This is a genomic window from Streptococcus sp. 517s (assembly GCF_054445985.1).
The window spans coordinates 489,387-507,037 of sequence record NZ_CM136847.1 but is presented as its reverse complement, the minus strand read 5'-3'; the positions used below and the strand labels follow the sequence as shown (position 1 = coordinate 507,037).

14 protein-coding genes are annotated in these 17,651 nt (G+C 43.5%); 1 reads left to right on the top strand and 13 read right to left on the bottom strand.

Annotation, left to right across the window (positions count from 1 at the left end):
* Positions 1–93: 93 nt before the first annotated feature.
* From ACVX3R_RS02770 to ACVX3R_RS02755, 4 genes are all read right to left on the bottom strand, one after another.
* Positions 94–1,197, bottom strand: coding sequence for an NAD(P)/FAD-dependent oxidoreductase (locus tag ACVX3R_RS02770; RefSeq protein WP_458795370.1), 1,104 nt, complete (start codon positions 1,195–1,197; stop codon positions 94–96).
* Between the two features lie 16 nt (positions 1,198–1,213).
* Complete coding sequence (locus ACVX3R_RS02765; protein ID WP_458795369.1) at positions 1,214–2,011, bottom strand: Nif3-like dinuclear metal center hexameric protein; 798 nt, start codon at positions 2,009–2,011, stop codon at positions 1,214–1,216.
* The gene (locus ACVX3R_RS02760; protein ID WP_458795368.1) at positions 1,998–2,675 is read right to left on the bottom strand and encodes a tRNA (adenine(22)-N(1))-methyltransferase; all 678 of its coding nucleotides are present in this window, start codon (positions 2,673–2,675) and stop codon (positions 1,998–2,000) included. The genes ACVX3R_RS02765 and ACVX3R_RS02760 overlap by 14 nt, the downstream gene beginning before the upstream one ends.
* A 101-nt stretch (positions 2,676–2,776) precedes the next feature.
* On the bottom strand, positions 2,777–5,113 hold the full coding sequence (locus ACVX3R_RS02755; protein WP_458795670.1) for a cation-translocating P-type ATPase: 2,337 nt from the start codon (positions 5,111–5,113) through the stop codon (positions 2,777–2,779).
* A 133-nt stretch (positions 5,114–5,246) separates the two neighbouring features.
* Between ACVX3R_RS02755 and ACVX3R_RS02750 the strand changes: the two genes are divergently transcribed.
* A complete protein-coding gene (locus ACVX3R_RS02750; RefSeq protein ID WP_458795367.1) occupies positions 5,247–5,996 on the top strand; it encodes a lysophospholipid acyltransferase family protein in 750 nt (249 codons plus the stop codon).
* Positions 5,997–6,038: 42 nt separating this feature from the next.
* On the opposite strand, the gene ACVX3R_RS02745 is transcribed toward ACVX3R_RS02750, so the two are convergent.
* The 9 genes from ACVX3R_RS02745 to ileS form a co-directional block, all read right to left on the bottom strand.
* Positions 6,039–6,731, bottom strand: coding sequence for an alpha/beta hydrolase (locus tag ACVX3R_RS02745; RefSeq protein WP_458795366.1), 693 nt, complete (start codon positions 6,729–6,731; stop codon positions 6,039–6,041).
* The gene (locus tag ACVX3R_RS02740) at positions 6,712–7,719 is read right to left on the bottom strand and encodes an ABC transporter substrate-binding protein (RefSeq protein ID WP_458795365.1); all 1,008 of its coding nucleotides are present in this window, start codon (positions 7,717–7,719) and stop codon (positions 6,712–6,714) included. Before ACVX3R_RS02740 ends, ACVX3R_RS02745 begins: the two co-directional genes overlap by 20 nt.
* Before the next feature lie 19 nt (positions 7,720–7,738).
* Positions 7,739–8,494, bottom strand: a complete 756-nt coding sequence (locus ACVX3R_RS02735; RefSeq protein ID WP_458795364.1) for an ABC transporter ATP-binding protein — start codon at positions 8,492–8,494, stop codon at positions 7,739–7,741.
* Position 8,495: 1 nt separating this feature from the next.
* The gene (locus ACVX3R_RS02730) at positions 8,496–9,542 is read right to left on the bottom strand and encodes a FecCD family ABC transporter permease (protein ID WP_458795363.1); all 1,047 of its coding nucleotides are present in this window, start codon (positions 9,540–9,542) and stop codon (positions 8,496–8,498) included.
* Between the two features lie 339 nt (positions 9,543–9,881).
* Positions 9,882–10,151 carry a 30S ribosomal protein S15 gene (rpsO, locus tag ACVX3R_RS02725; protein ID WP_001018251.1) on the bottom strand — a complete coding sequence of 90 codons (270 nt, stop codon included), beginning with the start codon at positions 10,149–10,151 and terminating at the stop codon, positions 9,882–9,884.
* A gap of 144 nt (positions 10,152–10,295) precedes the next feature.
* On the bottom strand, positions 10,296–12,995 hold the full coding sequence (locus tag ACVX3R_RS02720) for an FtsX-like permease family protein (RefSeq protein ID WP_458795362.1): 2,700 nt from the start codon (positions 12,993–12,995) through the stop codon (positions 10,296–10,298).
* A 1-nt stretch (position 12,996) separates the two neighbouring features.
* The gene (locus ACVX3R_RS02715; RefSeq protein WP_458795361.1) at positions 12,997–13,698 is read right to left on the bottom strand and encodes an ABC transporter ATP-binding protein; all 702 of its coding nucleotides are present in this window, start codon (positions 13,696–13,698) and stop codon (positions 12,997–12,999) included.
* A gap of 121 nt (positions 13,699–13,819) precedes the next feature.
* A complete protein-coding gene (locus ACVX3R_RS02710; RefSeq protein ID WP_000240120.1) occupies positions 13,820–14,512 on the bottom strand; it encodes a phosphoglycerate mutase in 693 nt (230 codons plus the stop codon).
* Between the two features lie 321 nt (positions 14,513–14,833).
* Positions 14,834–17,626, bottom strand: coding sequence for an isoleucine--tRNA ligase (ileS, locus tag ACVX3R_RS02705; protein WP_458795360.1), 2,793 nt, complete (start codon positions 17,624–17,626; stop codon positions 14,834–14,836).
* Between the last annotated feature and the right edge of the window lie 25 nt (positions 17,627–17,651).

Sequence of the window (17,651 nt, the reverse complement as noted above, 5' to 3'; positions counted from 1 at the left end):
CCTCGATTCTCGGATTATTTTTTCTTATTTTACCATTTTTGATAGGGAATGTCATTTGCCATCCTAGGGGGAGGCTAAAATTTCAGTAAAATTTTATTCGCTTTTTACCCGTTTGACATAGTTTGCAATTGGATAATTTTCAGGGTCCAAGGTCAACTCCTTGTCTTGGACCAGCTGTGCTAGATGGTAACCAATGATAGGACCCGTTGTGAGGCCTGATGAACCTAGACCACTAGCCGCATAGACACCTACTAAGCCAGGTACTTGCCCAAAGAAAGGTGAAAAATCGCTGGTGTAGGCACGGATTCCCACACGCTCACCCGATGATTTCGCTTCTGCCAAGGCTGGATAGTGAGGCAAGGCCGCCGCCTCCATTTGTTGGAGTAAGTTTTCATCTACCGTCAAATCATATCCCATATCATTTTCATGAGTAGCGCCTAAGGACAATTTCCCACCTGCAAAAGGGATCAAATCCCACTCCCCTTCCGGCATGACAACAGGGTAAGATTCTAGGTCTTGGGCAAGCTGATAATCTCGGAGTTGCCCCTTTTGGGGACGAACATCTACCTCATATCCTAAAGGCTCCAAAATGTCTCCCAACCAAGCTCCCGTCGCTAGAATAACCTGATCAAATATCTCTTCGCCAATCTGATAGCTGGATTCTAAAGGTGTCAGACTCACTTTTTCTTTGACCGGCTTGACCTGACTGGCTTCTAGCAAACAATTCACTAAGAGTTGACCATCTACTCTCGCTCCACCAGAAGCATAGAGCAGGCGATCAAATCCCTGCAAACCAGGGAATAATTCATTTGCAGACGCTTGGTCTAAAATGGCTAACCGGCCTATCAAGGGAGATTCTTCCCTGCGCTGGAGGGCTAGTTCATAAAGTTCTTCTAGCTTGGATTCATCCTTTTTCAAGAGAAAAACTCCCGAACGCTGGTAAAAATCAATTTCCTGACCAGACTTTTCTATATCAGCCAACAAATCCACATAAAAGTCAGCCCCCAAGCGTGCCATCTTGTACCAGACCTTATTACGGCGTTTTGAAAACCAAGGACTGATAATTCCCGCTGCTGCCTTGGTTGCCTGACCTTGACCATGGTCAAAAACAGTTATCTCTAGGTCGCTTTCTTTCGCGAGGTAGTAGGTAGCTGTTGCCCCCACAATCCCTGCTCCTATAATGGCAACTTTTTTCATTGTCTTCACCTTCTAACTAGATATGGTGGAAAGGATTGGTTGATGCTTGACTAGGCAAGACATCAATAGTCCAGCCTTTCTCTTCCTTCCATTGAGTAAGAAGTGCTGCGATTCTTTCCACAAAAAGCACTTCGATATAATGTCCTGGGTCCAATGCCAACAGGCCATCAGAAAGCATATCCTGAGCTGTGTGGTAATAGATATCACCAGTGATATAGACAGCTGCCCCCTTAGCTATAGCATCTTTATAGAAAGACTGCCCGCTACCACCACAGATAGCCACTCTTGAAATGGGCTTCTGCAAATCACTCTCTTGATAATGCACCATTCGAAGACTATCTAGACCAAAGACTTGCTTAACATGCTGGGCCAATTCTCCAAATGTCTGAGTCGGGATATTTCCAATACGCCCAATTCCACGTTCTGGACCTGTTTCCTGCAGATAAGTCGTTTCCTCAATGCCTAGCATCTGGCAAAACCAGTCATTGAGACCATTTGCAACGATGTCAATGTTAGTATGGCTGACATAAACTGCGATGTCATGCTTAATCAAATCAATGTAAATCTGATTTTGCGGACGGCTAGCTACCAGATCCTTGATAGGACGAAAGATAGGCGCGTGCTTGACGATAATCAAATCTACACCCTTTTCAATGGCTTCAGCCACCGTCTCTTCACGAATGTCGAGGACAACCATGACCCTTTGTATATCCTTGTCCAAAGTGCCGATTTGCAGACCACGGCTGTCTCCCTCCATGGAAAACTCCTGAGGGCAAAAGGCTTCATATGCGTTAATCACTTCACTTGCTAGCATGGAGCACCTCCTTAATGGCTTGAATTTTATGAGCTAGAACTTGACGTTCCTCCAGATTTTTTTCTGGGATTTGGCTAAGAGCAAACTCTAGCTTAGCTGCTTCTTTTTGCCATTTTTGTACAAAAACCGGACTAACTTCTTTGGACAAGAAAGGGCCAAAACGGATATCGATATCTGACAACTTCATTTGTCCTGCTTCCACCACCAAAATCTCGTAGAACTTGCCAGCTTCTTCTAGGATGCTTTCTGCTACGATCTGAAAACCGTGGTCTTGCAACCAGATACGCAAGTCGTCTTCACGATTATTGGGTTGGAGGATTAAACGCTCTACATTAGCTAGCTTGTCCAAACCTTCTTCTAATATAGTGGAAATCAATCGCCCTCCCATACCTGCAATGGTGATAACCGACACTTGGTCTTCCTCTTCAAAGGCTGTCAAGCCATTGGCTAAACGGACTTGGATTTTCTCCTTTAGACCATGAGCTTCTACATTTTTGACCGCGGACTGGTAGGGACCTTCCACCACTTCCCCTGCAATGGCACTGTTGATTCGTCTTCTTTCAACCAAGTCGATCGGCAGATAAGCATGGTCACTTCCCACATCTAGTAAAACGGCCCCCTGTGGCACAAAGGAAGCCACTAATTCTAATCTCTTTGAAATCATCTTCTCTCACTTTCCAAAACTCTATTATCTCTTATTATACCACATTTCAGCTAGCAATCTTGCACCTAAAAAGACCGCAATCCACAGATTGCAGTCTTTCTTTATTTTTTAACTTGGTAGCGACTGGTTAGAATGAAAATCACCGTAAAGACCAGCATCATGGCCCCATAAACAGGCAACGTTTGTGCTGTCAAGGTTGAAATTTCAAGCAACTTTTGAATCATTGGGAAAAGAGCTGTGGCTAGGAAACCTCCTACTGACCAAACAATCAAGAGGACACGCCAGAGAGTAAATGGCATGCAGGCTCTAAATACGGATAAGAAGCCGATAGAGCCAAGTAGATAATAGAGGAGAGTTGACATTTCTAACTCAGACCATCCTTGACTACTTCCAAATATTTTCACAAAGAGAACGCTGAACACAACCATGAGGGCACTTGGTAGGGCGCGAAGCATGGATTTTCTGAGGAAGTTTGGCTCGACAGGTTTGATATTTCTCTCAAAAGTCAAAACGAATGGTGGGAAACCTTCCACGAATTGGTCGATCATGGTAATCTGGATCGGAATGAAAGGAAAAATCAAAATCCACTCAGGCCGCCCTAGTAAAACACTAGCAATACAAATCACCGCAAGCAAAAAGGAATAAATCGTCTTAATCAAGAAAATCGGTGCGATATGGGCGATGTTATTGACCACGCGACGGCCTTCAAAGAGAATCTCAGGAACATCATTAAAGTCTGAGTTTAAGAGAACTAGATTGGCAATCTGACGAGTCGCCGGATCTCCCTCAGCCATCACGATCGAACAATCCGCCTCACGAAGGGCCAGGATATCATTGACTCCGTCCCCTGTCATAGCCGTTGTATGCCCTGCTTTTTTCAGAGTTTGGATGATGAGTTTCTTTTGATGAGGGGAAACACGTCCAAAAATAGCCGTCTCTTCAGCCATGGCAACCAATTCCTCATCCATGATTTTTGAGCAATCTACATAGCTGTGATAGTCTGCAAAGCCAGCCTTCTGGGCAATGCTGGACACTGTAACTGGATTGTCACCAGAGATAATCTTGAGGCCCACTTCCTGGGAACGAAGATAGTCTAGTGTCTCAGCTGCTCCTTCTCGAATCGGGTCCAAGATTTCCAGCAAGGCCAGAGCCTGAATATCAGATGGTTTCTGTGGTTTGTGGTGGTCTAGTTTTTCCTGACTGAGGGCTAAGACCAAGACACGCGACCCTCTCTCTAGGGCCTCTCTAGCTTCTGGGACTTCAGAGTCCAACAACATCTCAGGCGCACCTAAGAAAACCGTTCCTAGCCCTTCTAACTCCATAGCTCCCCACTTGCGGTCGCTAGAGAAGGGAAGATTCGAGAGCATAGGATAGGCTACTTGACCTTGGAAACGCTGGCGAATGGCTTGGGCCGTTGGATTTTTATCTTCACTATGGGCGATGTAGCTGGTCAAAATGCTGGCAATAGTCTCTTCACCATAAGTTTCCGTCAGAGGAAGAACCGCCTCCACTTGCATCTTTCCTTGGGTGATGGTTCCCGTCTTGTCTAGACAGAGCATATCCACGCGCGCCAAGGTCTCGACAGAGTACATCTCCTGCACCAAGACCTTTTTCAAGCCCAGCTTGATCACCGCAGTCAAGAGCGAAGTTATGGTCAAAAGGGCGATTCCCTTGGGCAGCATACCCAAAAGGGCTGTTGACGAATTTACAACGGATGACTTGAGGGGTAGGCTTTTTAACATCAAGGCTTCTAGCAAGAGAGCTAGACCAAAGGGAATGATAATCTTTCCAGTAAAGCCAGCTAGCTTGTCTAGCGATTTCATGATACGGGAGTTGATTGGTTTCACTGTCTTAGCTTCCAGCATGAGTTTGGAAGCATAGTTGTCTGCCCCGACATGGTGAACTTGAGCCAAAACCGCGCCACTGGCTAGGAAACTCCCTGATAAAAGCAAGGCATCCACTTCTTTTTGCACCAAATCACTCTCACCCGTCAACATAGCTTCATTGACTTCCGCAAATCCTTCCAGAACCCGCGCATCACTAGGGATTTGCTCTCCAGCAGACAGACGAATGACATCTCCTAGAACCAACTCTTCTGGATCGAGAGCAACCTCTTGACCATCACGGATGGTTTTGACTTTTTCCTTGGTCATGAGATTGAGCTTGTCCACCATGTGTTTAGCCCGCAGCTCGGTCACAATCCCAGAAAAAGCGTTAAAGCAGATAACGGCAAAGAAAACCAGATTGCTCCAAGCCTGCACAAAAGCTAGCGCCAAAGCAATAGCAAAGTTTAAAGCGTTAAAAAGTGTAAAAACATTTCGTTTAAAGATTTGCCAAGTACTGGTACTGGCCGAAGCGGTAAAGTCATTGACCAAACCTTGAGCCTGTCTTTCCTTGACTTCTCTTTGGGTTAATCCCATTATCTTATTTTTATCCATAAATTCTATCATATCATTTTTTCTAGCAGAATTCTAATCTCATCCAAAAACTGTTGGCTGATAACTGAAAAAGTTTGCCAGTAGTCTTTTGATAAGGTATAATAATAAAAGCAATACAATCGAAGGAGATCTCATGTTTTATACTTATTTGCGTGGACTAGTCATGCTGATTTTGTGGTCCATCAATGGCAATGCTCACTACCACAATACTGATAAAATCCCTAGTAAAGACGAAAACTATATCCTCGTCGCTCCTCATCGTACCTGGTGGGATCCTGTATATATGGCTTTTGCGACCAAGCCAAAACAGTTCATCTTTATGGCCAAAAAAGAGCTTTTTAACAACCGCATCTTTGGCTGGTGGATCCGTATGTGTGGTGCCTTTCCTATCGACCGGGAAAATCCCAGCGCCTCTGCCATCAAGTACCCTATCAACGTCCTCAAAAAAAGTGACCGCTCTCTCATCATGTTTCCAAGTGGGAGCCGTCACTCAAATGATGTCAAGGGTGGAGTTGCCTTGATTGCCAAAATGGCCAAGGTCCGTATCATGCCTGTTACCTACACCGGTCCCATGACCTTGAAAGGCTTGATTAGCCGTGAACGTGTAGATATGAACTTTGGAAATCCTATCGATATCTCAGACATCAAGAAAATGAATGATGAAGGGATTGAAATGGTTGCAGACCGTATCCAAGCAGAATTCCAACGTTTGGACGAAGAAACCAAGCAATGGCACAATGATAAAAAACCAAATCCACTCTGGTGGTTTGTCCGCATCCCAGCCCTCATCCTTGCTGTGGTTGTTGGTATCCTAACAATTATCTTTACCTTCATTGCAAGCTTTATCTGGAATCCAGATAAGAAGAGAGAGAAACTTGGTTAAAAAATACAATTATCCCTTGGCTTTTGCCAAGGGATATTTCTTTTATGCAATTTTCCATTTTTGAGCCAACCAGTTGGAAAAGGCTAGAAATCGCTCAGCCACTTGCTCATGATGCCCATAAGGATCAAAGACAAACTGACCAGTCGGATAGCGTTGCTGAAGACTGGTATGGATCTGCTCAGCATAGGCTGGTGCTTGAGCCAAGCGATTGGTATGATGGGCTCCTTCTGTTTGACCATTCTGCAAATACAGTAAACAGTCCAAATTTCTCACCTTTTCTTCCTTGCAATAAGTCACAAAATCAGGATACCAAAAGGAACCACAGATAGAGAAGACACAGGAGACCTTGTCAAAGCTGAAAAGACTGTATACTGCCAGCAAACCACCTAGTGAGTATCCTCCATAAGCAAGGCGATTTTTGTCCAGACGATAAAGTGACTGCAACTTGTCTAAAAGATCTCCAAATAAATGACCATGATAGGCATTTGCCTGACCGCCAAAATCTGGAGCTCCATCTCTTAAAGCAGATGCCTTCCAGGGAGTGTAGTCATCTAGGCGATTTTTAGAGGTCAAGCCCACTAAAATCACAGATTCTGAAAGGGAAGAGAGGAAATCCAAGTTTCCATCATTCAAGAGAATTGCTGGATAGGTTTGATTGGGGTCATAGGTCGAAGGAAGGCTGACCTTGACTTGGATTCCTTCCCAATCAAACTCATTATTTATTGATAAAGTCATTGATTTTCTCAAGGGAATCAATCACTGCTGGACCATAGTCCATCAACTCATCGTAAGAAATGGTCATGATTTTTTGATTCTTAATTGCAGGAACGTTTTCCAAAACTTCATTTGCCTTCATCAACTCTACTGCGTTAGCATCCAATTTTTTATTGCGGTCGCTGGTCACATAGATAATCAACTCAGGATCCATTGACACGAGATTTTCCAAGGTCAAGCCTGATGTTCCCGTTGCAACGTTTGTATAACCAAGTTGATTCAACAAGCTTTCTTGCAAAGCAGACTTGTAGGCACCAAAGGTTTCATCATTATAAGCAACCATAATCAAAGCCTTTTTCTTTTCACCTTGGCTTGCTGGGTTTGCTTTCTTAACAGCGTCAATTTTAGCTTGTAATTGGGCTGCGTATTCATTGGCCTTGTCCTGAACATTGAAAATCATTCCAAGATTTTTAACGTCTTCTACAATATTCCCCAAATCTTGCTGAATTGTTGAGAGAGAAGCTTTTTGCGTATAGACTGGGATTTTGTTTTCATTCCAAGTGCTAACTGTCCCCAAGGATTTTTCAGAAAACATCATGTTTCGACCCATCACAGCATCTGGTTCATAAGAAAGCACTGTCTCTTGAGAGACTGTTTTTTTATCGCCAATTTGAGGAATCGTCGCAATCGCGTCCTTGTATTTGTCCGTCACAGCATTGTCAGGGTTGAGCATGCCAGCAATTTTATCCTTCAAGCCTAGCTCCAATAAGATTTCAGTTGTTGAAAGATTGTTGGTGATAACTTTTTCAGGTGTCTTGTCAAAGACTTGTTCGACTTCATTTCCCTTAGCGTCATAAGTCTTGACCGTTAACGGATAAGTCGTCTCTGTGCTGGCCTTTTGACTTGTTTCTGTACTAGACTGTGTGGTAGCTTTTTCTGTAGTATTACCACAAGCTACCATGGTTAAGGTAGCTACTGTTACCAGTAAAATGCTTAGTGTTTTTTTCATTTTGTTTTCCTTTTCATTTTTATAAATAGTGAATCATGGCTTGCTGATCCTCGGTCCAAGTCACTTGACTTTGAACTCCATATACAGTTTGTAATGACTCAGGGGTGATGGCCTCCTTTGGAGTTCCCTGATAAAGAATTTCCCCCTCTTTCATCAGATAGAGATAATCCGAATAGCGACAAGCAAGTTGAATATCATGTAGGACAGCTAGAACATTGACCTTAAGATCCTTCACAATGGCCAACAAGTCTAACTGGTACTTGATATCCAGGTGATTAGTTGGTTCGTCCAGGAGCAAGAGAGTCGGTTCTTGCGCCAAGGCGCGGGCTAATAAGACTCTCTGCTTCTCTCCCCCTGACAGGGACGAATAGAGACGAGTTTTCTTCTCAAGCATATCCACCTTGACAAGTGCATCTTGAACAAGGGCATAATCTCTTTCCTTTTCCTTCTGTAAAAAAGAGAGATGGGGCGTTCTTCCTAGCAAGACGATTTCCTCAACTGTACAATCAAACTGCAATTGATTAAACTGGGTGACAACTGCCATTTGCTTGGCTGTTTCTTTGAGTGACCAATGCTCCAGCGGCTTTCCATCTAGGCTTATCAAGCCCTTGTCCGCCTTTTCCTGACGATAGAGGAGTTTAAGCAGGCTGGTTTTTCCACTTCCATTCGGTCCTAGTATCGTGTGAAATTGATGCCCCTCAACCTTAAGAGAAACTCCTTTGAGGATTTTTTTCTCTCCTAGTCCAAAGTGGACATCCTGACAAATCAAGTCCATATCAGGCCCTCACCTCCCTTCGCTTACCTCCTACAATGTAGATAAAGAAGGGAGCACCTACCAAGGCTGTGAAAATACCAATCGGCAGCTCAGCATTTGGAATGATGACACGAGAGAGTACATCTGCCCAGACGACAAAGAGGGCACCCAGTAAGGTCGCAACGGGAAAAAGTCTCCTGTAATTCGTTCCTACTAAGCCTCGAGCTAAGTGAGGAGTAATTAGACCAACAAATCCAATAATCCCACAGGTTGCCACTAAGACTGCTGTCAGCACAGCTACCATGGTCACATAAAGATACCAATAGAAGCGTAAGGGAATTCCCAAAGTTAAAGCAGTCTCATCTCCCATCATCATCGCATTAAAAACACGATACTGAGTAGAGAAAAATAGAAAGGCCGATCCTACTACTATAGTTGGCAGAACCAAGTCTGCCCAGGAAGTCCCAGCGAGCGAGCCCATGGTCCAAAACTTAATGGTCATCACACTATCCGCATTAGCGCCAACTGAGATAATAAAGTTTGAAAAAGCCAGAAAGAGAGCGTTGACCACCGTTCCCGATAAGATTAGACTAGAAGTCGTCATCCTTCCCTGCATAGAGGCAATGATGAGGACAGCAATTGTTGCCAAAATAGCTCCAAGAAAAGCTCCAAGGCTAATCATCACTTTTAAACCAAGAATGATGCTCAAGGTTGCACCTAGAGTTGCACCCGCAGAGATTCCTAAGACATAGGGCTCAGCGATGGGATTGTTTACCGTGGACTGCATCACACTACCACACATAGAAAGGCCTGCTCCTACTATCAGACCTAACAATACTCGAGGGAATCTCATGTTCCATACAATGGCAAGAGTAGACTTGGAAACCTCTCCTATCTCAAGAGGAAATCCCAACCTGCTCAAAATAACCCGATAGGTATCGCCTAGATCAATCGCAACGGATCCCATTGAAACTGCTAGAAAGAGGGAAATTCCTAAAACACCTAGCAAAATACCTAAAAGCAACACGAATTGCAGGTCCTGTCGGCTTCCAGAAAATTTGGAAAGCATGTAAACCTCCTTTGATAGAATCTTAAAAATTTAGAAAATTCTCATAAAAAGTATACCATATTTTCATTAGATGAACAAGAATGGAAATATATATAGAAAAAGCCCTCTGAAGTCAGAGAGCTGATTTGAGCTTGGGCTAAAATCCTAGCGAAAAAGATGAAACTCCTTATGTTCATCGAACACTGTCTCGTTTCCCTATTTTCATACGGATTTTTGGCGCCCTTAGCATCATAATTCTTGCTGGATAAAACGTTTATAGACTAGGCGACAAGCCGAAGATTGTACTGATGGTACATCGAGGCTAAGGCAACGAAGTATAGAAACGTTTTAGACGCAAGATTAGCGACGAAGTCCTAGAGAGTTGATTAACTCACGGTAACGGTTAACGTCGTTTTTACGCAAGTATGCAAGCAAGTTACGACGGCGACCGATTTTCTTCATCAATCCACGGTAAGTAGCGTGGTCTTTTTTGTGTTGTTTGATGTGTTCGTTAAGGTGGTTAATTTCCCAAGTAAGGACAGCAACTTGAACCTCTACTGAACCTGTATCACCTTCGTGACGTGCATATTGTGCGATGATTTCATTTTTTTTCTCTTTTGAGATTGCCATGATGTTTCTCCTTTTTATTTGGCTTCATCCGAGTGACAGGTTGGCATGCCTGCAACCAAGAAGAAGTTATTTGTCTTTACGACAGTTCTTATTCTACCAAGAAGCAGAGACTTTGTCAACTGATTTACTGTTTAAACCCTTGAATTACTCTACTGATTTCAGGGCTTCGAGCATATCTACTTTTCTTAAGTGGTAATTGACAAAGACGCCCAGTAAAGCCAAAATCACAGTCACTGCGACGATTGGAAGAGCAGAGACTTCCCAGCTGACCTGAGGATAAAAGAGTATGGTGGCTGGTGAAATCATTTGAATCAAAAATTGATGTAAATAGTGGCCAGCTACCAAACCGAGAGCAATTCCCACAAGGGACAGCACCATGGTCTCGCGGTAGATATAGAGGGTCACTTCTTTATTGTGGAAACCGAGAACCTTGATAGTGGAAAGTTCACGTATACGTTCTGCGACATTGATGTTAGTGAGATTGTAGAGAATGACAATGGCTAGTAAAACGGAAACAAGGACAAGGATTGCCATGGTTTTATTGAGCGAACTAGCCACGGATTCAAAGAGATGGATGGCTGTCGCATTTTGGACGACCCCAGAAACAGCAGCTTTTCCCATGAAAGTAGCCGCTTCTTTCTCCGTATTGGAAGGTGTTGGCTCTTTTAATTTTACTAGGTAGGTATTGTCTTGCGGACTGGTTCCATAGACTTGTTCGTAAGTCGCTCGGTTGAGATAAACAAAGTGTCCAACATAGTTTTCAGAAATAGCCGCGACCTTGATTTCCTTCCCATCAAGCTCCAGCTCGTCCCCAACCGTAACACCTGCTAGTTGGGCTAATTTTTGACTCACAACCGCTCCATCAGTGACCTGCACCTCTTGCCCATTTTCCTCTAATGTGATAAAAGGCTTAAAGTCTTCTCCACTAGTAACCATCATGGTGATTGTTTGAAGTCCTGCTTTTCCTTTAAAATCTTTTTCAATGGATTTTGAGTAAATCTTTTGAGAAGCATGGATCGATTCAGCTTGCAAGGCACTTTCTAGATCTGTTTTTTCTTGCTCACTGGCACTGCTCTTTTCCGCTACAATCATCTGGTATTGCTGGATTTGTTCAAATTGGCGCTCCACAACTCCTCCCACAGATGACTGAATGCCAAGACCTGCAAATAGGAGAGCCACCGAACCTGCAACTCCAAAAATGGTCATCAACATCCGTTGCTTATAACGAAAGATATTTCTTGCCGTAACCTTATGAGTAAAACTCAAACGACTCCAAATAAAGCTCAGACGTTCCAGCAAAATCTTTGATCCCTTAACGGGAGGTTTTGGAAGTAAGAGTTGGGCTGCTTCATCGTGTAATTCCCTCCTCGCTACCAGATAAGCCGGCAAAACGCTGGATACCCAACTTAAAGCTAGGGCAATAAGACTATAAGACCAATAGAAATACTCGTGACTTTTTCCAACAACCATCCCAGCTGTTATAACATCTGAAATCACCCCTGCAAGAAGATAATGTCCAAGAAGTGTTCCTATAATGGTTCCTACAGTTCCTGCAAGAAAACCATAGAGGATAAACTTGGCAACTATATCTTGATTCCGGTAACCTAGGGCCTTGAAAATACCAGCATTGGTACGCTCTTCATCCACAAAGCGAGTCATTGTTGTAAAGGTCACCATTGCAGCGACCATATAAAGCACCACTGGGAAGATATTCCCGACTGAACGAATGCTTGATGATGCATTGCTGTACATGAGGTAGCCTTGACCACCTGGCATGGTTTGGCGATTGTATACGTGGTATTTCGGCTCTGCCAGTTCATCAAGCTCTTTCTGACGCTGTTCAAGCTTCTCTTTTTCCTTAGATAGATCACTCTCTGTCTGAGCCAGTTTTTCTTTTTTTGTCGCCAGTTCTTCCTTAGCTTTTGTCAGCTGTCCCTTGGCTTGACTCTTTTGTGGTTCTGGTAGAGCGGTCGCTTGTTCTTCTTGCGTTTTCAAGCGACTTTCAGCCTGCTCTAACTGACTCCTGCCATTTTCAAGGTTGCTTTCAGCAGTTTGGAGCTGTTCTTTCCCCTCTTCCAGGCTCTTTTGCCCATTTGTTTTGATACTTACCAATCTTTTTTGACCATTATCAGCAAGTAAGTCTTGCAACTCTTCCTGATGTTGGGTTCGTTTGGTCTTATAGTCTGATGAAAAAGCATCCAGATTTTTTAAATCATCATAGCGCACACGCGCAATACTGTAGACTTCTGTATCAAACTGACTGGGTAAAATCACTCCGTAGCCAGCTAAGTTTCCATTTCCACTACTAGCACTCCCTAAATCTTTTTTAGAAAGGATCTCACCCGACTGAACAAATCCGGTAATTGTGAAAGTTTGGGATTTTAGGACGGTCTTTTCTTCTTTCTTAGTAAAGGTAATGGTCTCTCCAATCTGATAACGGTCTTTCCAGAAATCAGCCAAGGCAATTTCCTCATTAGCTTCTGGCAGTCGCCCTACTGTCACTTGGAAGGTTGAAATGCTCTCTGGTTTGGAATAAAGTCGAACCGCTTCTTCACTATTTTCAACGGTTAGGTCTGCCATATAGCCAAACTCAACACTTGCTCCTTGAAGGGTCTTTAGTTCGTCTTGGTCTTCTTTGTCCAAGCCATAATCAGCTATCACGGCCAGATCCAGAGTATTGGCTTTACGGAGATAATCTTCTGCCGTACGTTCCATGTTGGGACTGGCTACTTTAAGACCTACTAGGGCCAGGGAACCCAGCATCATTAAAGTCAAGATAGAAACAAAACGCCCCTTAGAAGCAGTTACCGACTGGAGTAGGTCTTTTCGGTATATTTTTCTCATGCTAATACTCCAATGTATCAATATCCTGTGGATGCTCATTGATTGTTACGCTCTTAACCGTAGCATCACGCATGTAAATCACCCGATCTGCGATAGGAGCTAACGCGCTATTATGGGTCACGATAATCACTGTTGCCCCTTTTTGACGAGACATGTCTTGGAGAATCTTCAAGACTTGCTTCCCCGTCTGGTAATCCAAGGCACCTGTTGGTTCATCACAAAGGAGGATCTTAGGATTTTTGGCTACAGCGCGTGCAATGGAGACTCGCTGTTGCTCCCCTCCAGAAAGCTGGGCTGGAAAGTTATTGAGGCGATGAGCCAGACCTACGTCTTTGAGTACTTGCTCTGGATCCAAGGCATCCGCTACGATTTCTGAGGCCAACTCCACGTTTTCCTTGGCTGTCAGATTGGAGACTAGATTGTAAAACTGAAAAACAAAGCCCACATCTTCACGACGATAGTTTGTTCGTTGGTGCGAACTATAGTTGGCAATATTGGTACCATCGATCCAAATCTCCCCTTCATCATTGGTATCCATACCTCCTAGGAGATTGAGAACGGTTGATTTTCCAGCACCAGAAGCACCAAGGATAATAACCAGCTCCCCTTTTTCAATTTCAAAATTCACATCACGATTAGCCACAATCTCCGTATCACCGACCTGGTAACGCTTGTAGCTGTGTTTCATTTCAATATAAGCCATCGTCCTTCTCTCTTTCTTACAATTAAGTCACTCTTTACTATCATTATAACGCTTTTTCAACTAGTTGGAAACCAGAAGCAAAAACAAAAAGCCTAGGAATCCTAGGCTTTCTGTTTATAGATTATTTCCCAAGGTAGTATTCTTTTACGACGTTCAATTTTTCGTCGAATTCGAATACCAATGGTGGGAAGTTAGGGATTTCTACACCCATGATTTCATCATCTGACAAGTGTTTGATGTGTTTTACGAGGGCACGGATTGAGTTACCGTGAGCTCCTACGAATACGTTTTTACCATCTTTAAGCGCTGGAGCGATTTTATCTTCCCAGAATGGAAGAGCACGTTCCAAAGTCACTTTCAAGTTTTCAGCATCTGGAATGACTGAGTCGTCAAGTGAAGCGTAACGACGGTCAGTGTGAGCTGAGTATTCGTCATCATGAGGCATTGCAGGAGGCAATACATCGTATGAACGACGCCAGATGTGAACTTGCTCATCACCAAATTGTTCAGCAGCTTCAGCTTTGTTTTTACCAGTCAAACCACCATAGTGACGTTCGTTCAAGCGCCATGATTTTTCAACTGGAACCCAGAGTTGGTCAGCAGCTTCAAGAGCCAAGTTTGTTGTTTTGATCGCACGTTTCAATACTGAAGTGTAAGCTTGGTCAAATTCGATACCAGCTTCTTTGATCAATTTACCAGCGTCAATCGCTTGTTGTGTTCCTTTATCAGACAAATCAACATCAGCCCAACCAGTGAAAAGGTTAGCTTTGTTCCATTCAGACTCACCGTGGCGAGCAAAAACCAATTTTACCATTAGATGGATTCTCCTTTTATTTTTCGAGGTTTCCCTCGTTTATCTATTCTATTTTACACAATTTTTCACAAAAAAGCTAGTTAAAATCAACTAAAAAGAGAAGAGCTTATCAGTCTTCTCTATAATTAGTAGAAATATAAAATTATGAGAAAACTGAATAGTTGATTATATTAATTATCTACACGGACAGGCCAGGAAGAACTTCATTTGAGGAAATGGACTAGTAAATTTTCCCATGATAAAACGCATAATATCAAGGTACTTGAACTCTTGATATTATGCGTTTTTATGATTTTAGCGACCTTTCTCAGTCTATTCTGATTATTTCGCTTCAAATCCTTCTGCGACTGCATCCGCAAAGTTTTCTTCTACAATGCTTGCACAGTGGTCACAGATGACTGCGTGGTAGCTGCGTTCTGCTGTTGTTGGGTCGATACGACGGCAACGGTCACATACTTCACCTGCAGCGCGTTCAACAGTGAAGGCTACATCTTCGAAGCTAACGGCAGTTTCTGGAGCTGGTCCTTCTGCAATAGTCAATTCTGACACGATCAAGAGTTGAGCTACATTGCTGTTTACTGCTTCGAGTAAAGTTTTCACAACTTCATTTGGATAAACTGTCAAGTGCGCTTCGAGTGATTTACCGATTACTTTAGCATTACGAGCTTCTTCCAAGGCTTTTTGAGCTTGTCCGCGGAAGTCCATGAAGGCTGCCCAAGTATCCAATATTTCTTCCTGGTTAGCAAATGTTTCCGCTTCTGGCAATTCTGACAATTGAACGAAGTCTTCAGCTTCAAACTCAAGATATGACCAGATTTCTTCCGCAGTGTGAGGAAGGATTGGTGTCAAGAGTTTGGTGATTTTCACAAGAATGTCATAGAAAACAGTCTGCATTTGACGGCGTTCCAATGATTTGGCACCTTCGATGTAGACAACGTCTTTCGCAAAATCAAGGTAGAAGGCTGACAAGTCAACGTTGATAAAGTTCACCAAGGCCTTGTAGATTGTCAAGAATTCAAAGTTAGCATAAGCATCACGGATCGTTTTCACAAGCTGGTTAAAGCGGATGGTCATATACTTATCAACTGAACGAAGCTCATCGTAAGCAACTGCATCCTGAGCTGGGTTAAAGTCAGATGTATTGGCAATCAAGAAACGAAGAGTGTTACGGATCTTACGGTAGGTCTCTGAAACTTGGCTCAAGATATCCATAGAGATACGTACGTCGTTGCTTGAATCCACACTTGTTACCCAGAGACGCAAGATTTCAGCACCGAATTGTTTTTCAACATCGCTTGGCGCAATGGTATTTCCAAGAGATTTAGACATCTTCTCACCTTTACCATCAAGGGCAAAACCTTGTGACAAGATTTGTTTGTAAGGAGCAACGCCATGGTTAGCAACAGATGTGATAAGTGATGAGTTGAACCAACCACGGTACTGGTCAGAACCTTCAAGGTAAAGATCTGCTGGGTAAGTCAACTCTGGACGGTTAACCACCACTCCATTCCATGAGGAACCTGAGTCAAACCATACATCCATGATGTCTGTTTCTTTTTTGAACTCGCCATTTGGTGAACCTGGATGCGTAAATCCTTCTGGCAAGAGATTCTTAGCATCACGTTCCCACCAGATGATAGAACCGTGTTCCTCAAAGAGTTGAGCCACGTGTTCAATGGTTTCAGCTGTCATGATTGGTGTTCCATCTTCAGCATAGAAGATAGGAAGTGGAACTCCCCAAGCACGTTGACGAGAGATGACCCAGTCGCCACGGTCGCGAATCATGTTGTAAAGACGCACTTTCCCCCATTCTGAGTGGAACTTCACTTTTTCAATTTCGTCCAAGATTTCTTGGCGGAATTTAGATACAGAGGCAAACCATTGTGGAACTGCACGCCAGATGATTGGTTTCTTGGTACGCCAGTCAAATGGGTATGAGTGAGAGATTTCTTCTTGAGCAAGAAGCAAATCCCCCAGTTTTTCGATAACAGTTGGAACAACCTTGTCATAGAACTGACCTGCAAAGTCAGGACCAGCATTTTCCATCATAATACCGCGTTCATTGACAGTGACAAACACTTCCAAGCCATTGGCAACACCAACATTGTAATCATCCTCACCAAAACCAGGGGCTGTATGGACGATACCTGTACCAGAGTCAGTCGTAACGTGGTCACCGAGGATCACCAACTCATCTACAGCTGTATCCCATGGGTGAGCTGTCACAATTTTATTCAATTCTTGACCACGGTAGGTCGCCAATACCTGAACATCAGCCCAGCCAAATTTCTCAGATAAGCTATTCAATAATTCTGAAGCAACCACAAACTTACGAGATTCGCCAGCTGGTTGTACGACTACATAATCAATATCTGCTCCAACTGTCAAACCACGAGATGCTGTGATAGTAAATGGTGTAGTGGTCCATACGACGATGTAAGTGTCCGTATCTAGTACACCTTTGCCATCTTTGACGCGGTTAGCATAGTAAAGGGAAGTTGAAAGCAAATCATGGTACTCAATTTCCGCTTCTGCAAGGGCTGACTCAGAAGACCATGACCAGTAAACAGGCTTTGCACCACGGTAGATATAGCCTTTTTTAGCCATTTCACCAAAGACACGGATCTGAGCCGCTTCATAGTCTGGAGTCAAAGTCACATAAGGATTTTCCCAGTCACCAGAAACACCCAAACGTTTAAAGTCTTCGCGTTGTTTATCTACTTGAGAAAGAGCATACTCGCGGCAAAGTTTCAAGTACTCAACCAAGTCCATTTCTTTACGTTTCACGCCTTGTTTTGCCAAGACTTGCTCGATTGGCAGACCATGAGTATCCCAACCAGGAATATAAGGGGCGTAAAATCCTGACATAGACTTAGAACGAACAATAATATCTTTGGAAATCTTGTTCATGGCATGTCCAACGTGGATATTTCCGTTTGCATACGGAGGTCCATCGTGCAAGGTGAAATGCGGTTTTCCTTGGTTCAATTCTTGACGACGTTGGTAAAGTTTTGCATCTTCCCATTCCTTTTGCCAGAGTGGCTCTTTGGTAGGAAGTCCTGCACGCATTGGGAAAGCTGTTTTCCCAAGGTTAAGGGTATCTTTGAGTTTCATGGTATCTCCTTTATAAATATTAACA

Bases quoted from the DNA above. Each gene is read 5' to 3' on its own strand.
- ACVX3R_RS02770 (WP_458795370.1), bottom strand. From the start codon at position 1,197: ATGAAAAAAGTTGCCATTATAGGAGCAGGGATTGTGGGGGCAACAGCT.
- ACVX3R_RS02765 (WP_458795369.1), bottom strand. From the start codon at position 2,011: ATGCTAGCAAGTGAAGTGATTAACGCATATGAAGCCTTTTGCCCTCAG.
- ACVX3R_RS02760 (WP_458795368.1), bottom strand. From the start codon at position 2,675: ATGATTTCAAAGAGATTAGAATTAGTGGCTTCCTTTGTGCCACAGGGG.
- ACVX3R_RS02755 (WP_458795670.1), bottom strand. From the start codon at position 5,113: ATGGATAAAAATAAGATAATGGGATTAACCCAAAGAGAAGTCAAGGAA.
- ACVX3R_RS02750 (WP_458795367.1), top strand. From the start codon at position 5,247: ATGTTTTATACTTATTTGCGTGGACTAGTCATGCTGATTTTGTGGTCC.
- ACVX3R_RS02745 (WP_458795366.1), bottom strand. From the start codon at position 6,731: ATGACTTTATCAATAAATAATGAGTTTGATTGGGAAGGAATCCAAGTC.
- ACVX3R_RS02740 (WP_458795365.1), bottom strand. From the start codon at position 7,719: ATGAAAAAAACACTAAGCATTTTACTGGTAACAGTAGCTACCTTAACC.
- ACVX3R_RS02735 (WP_458795364.1), bottom strand. From the start codon at position 8,494: ATGGACTTGATTTGTCAGGATGTCCACTTTGGACTAGGAGAGAAAAAA.
- ACVX3R_RS02730 (WP_458795363.1), bottom strand. From the start codon at position 9,542: ATGCTTTCCAAATTTTCTGGAAGCCGACAGGACCTGCAATTCGTGTTG.
- rpsO (WP_001018251.1), bottom strand. From the start codon at position 10,151: ATGGCAATCTCAAAAGAGAAAAAAAATGAAATCATCGCACAATATGCA.
- ACVX3R_RS02720 (WP_458795362.1), bottom strand. From the start codon at position 12,995: ATGAGAAAAATATACCGAAAAGACCTACTCCAGTCGGTAACTGCTTCT.
- ACVX3R_RS02715 (WP_458795361.1), bottom strand. From the start codon at position 13,698: ATGGCTTATATTGAAATGAAACACAGCTACAAGCGTTACCAGGTCGGT.
- ACVX3R_RS02710 (WP_000240120.1), bottom strand. From the start codon at position 14,512: ATGGTAAAATTGGTTTTTGCTCGCCACGGTGAGTCTGAATGGAACAAA.
- ileS (WP_458795360.1), bottom strand. From the start codon at position 17,626: ATGAAACTCAAAGATACCCTTAACCTTGGGAAAACAGCTTTCCCAATG.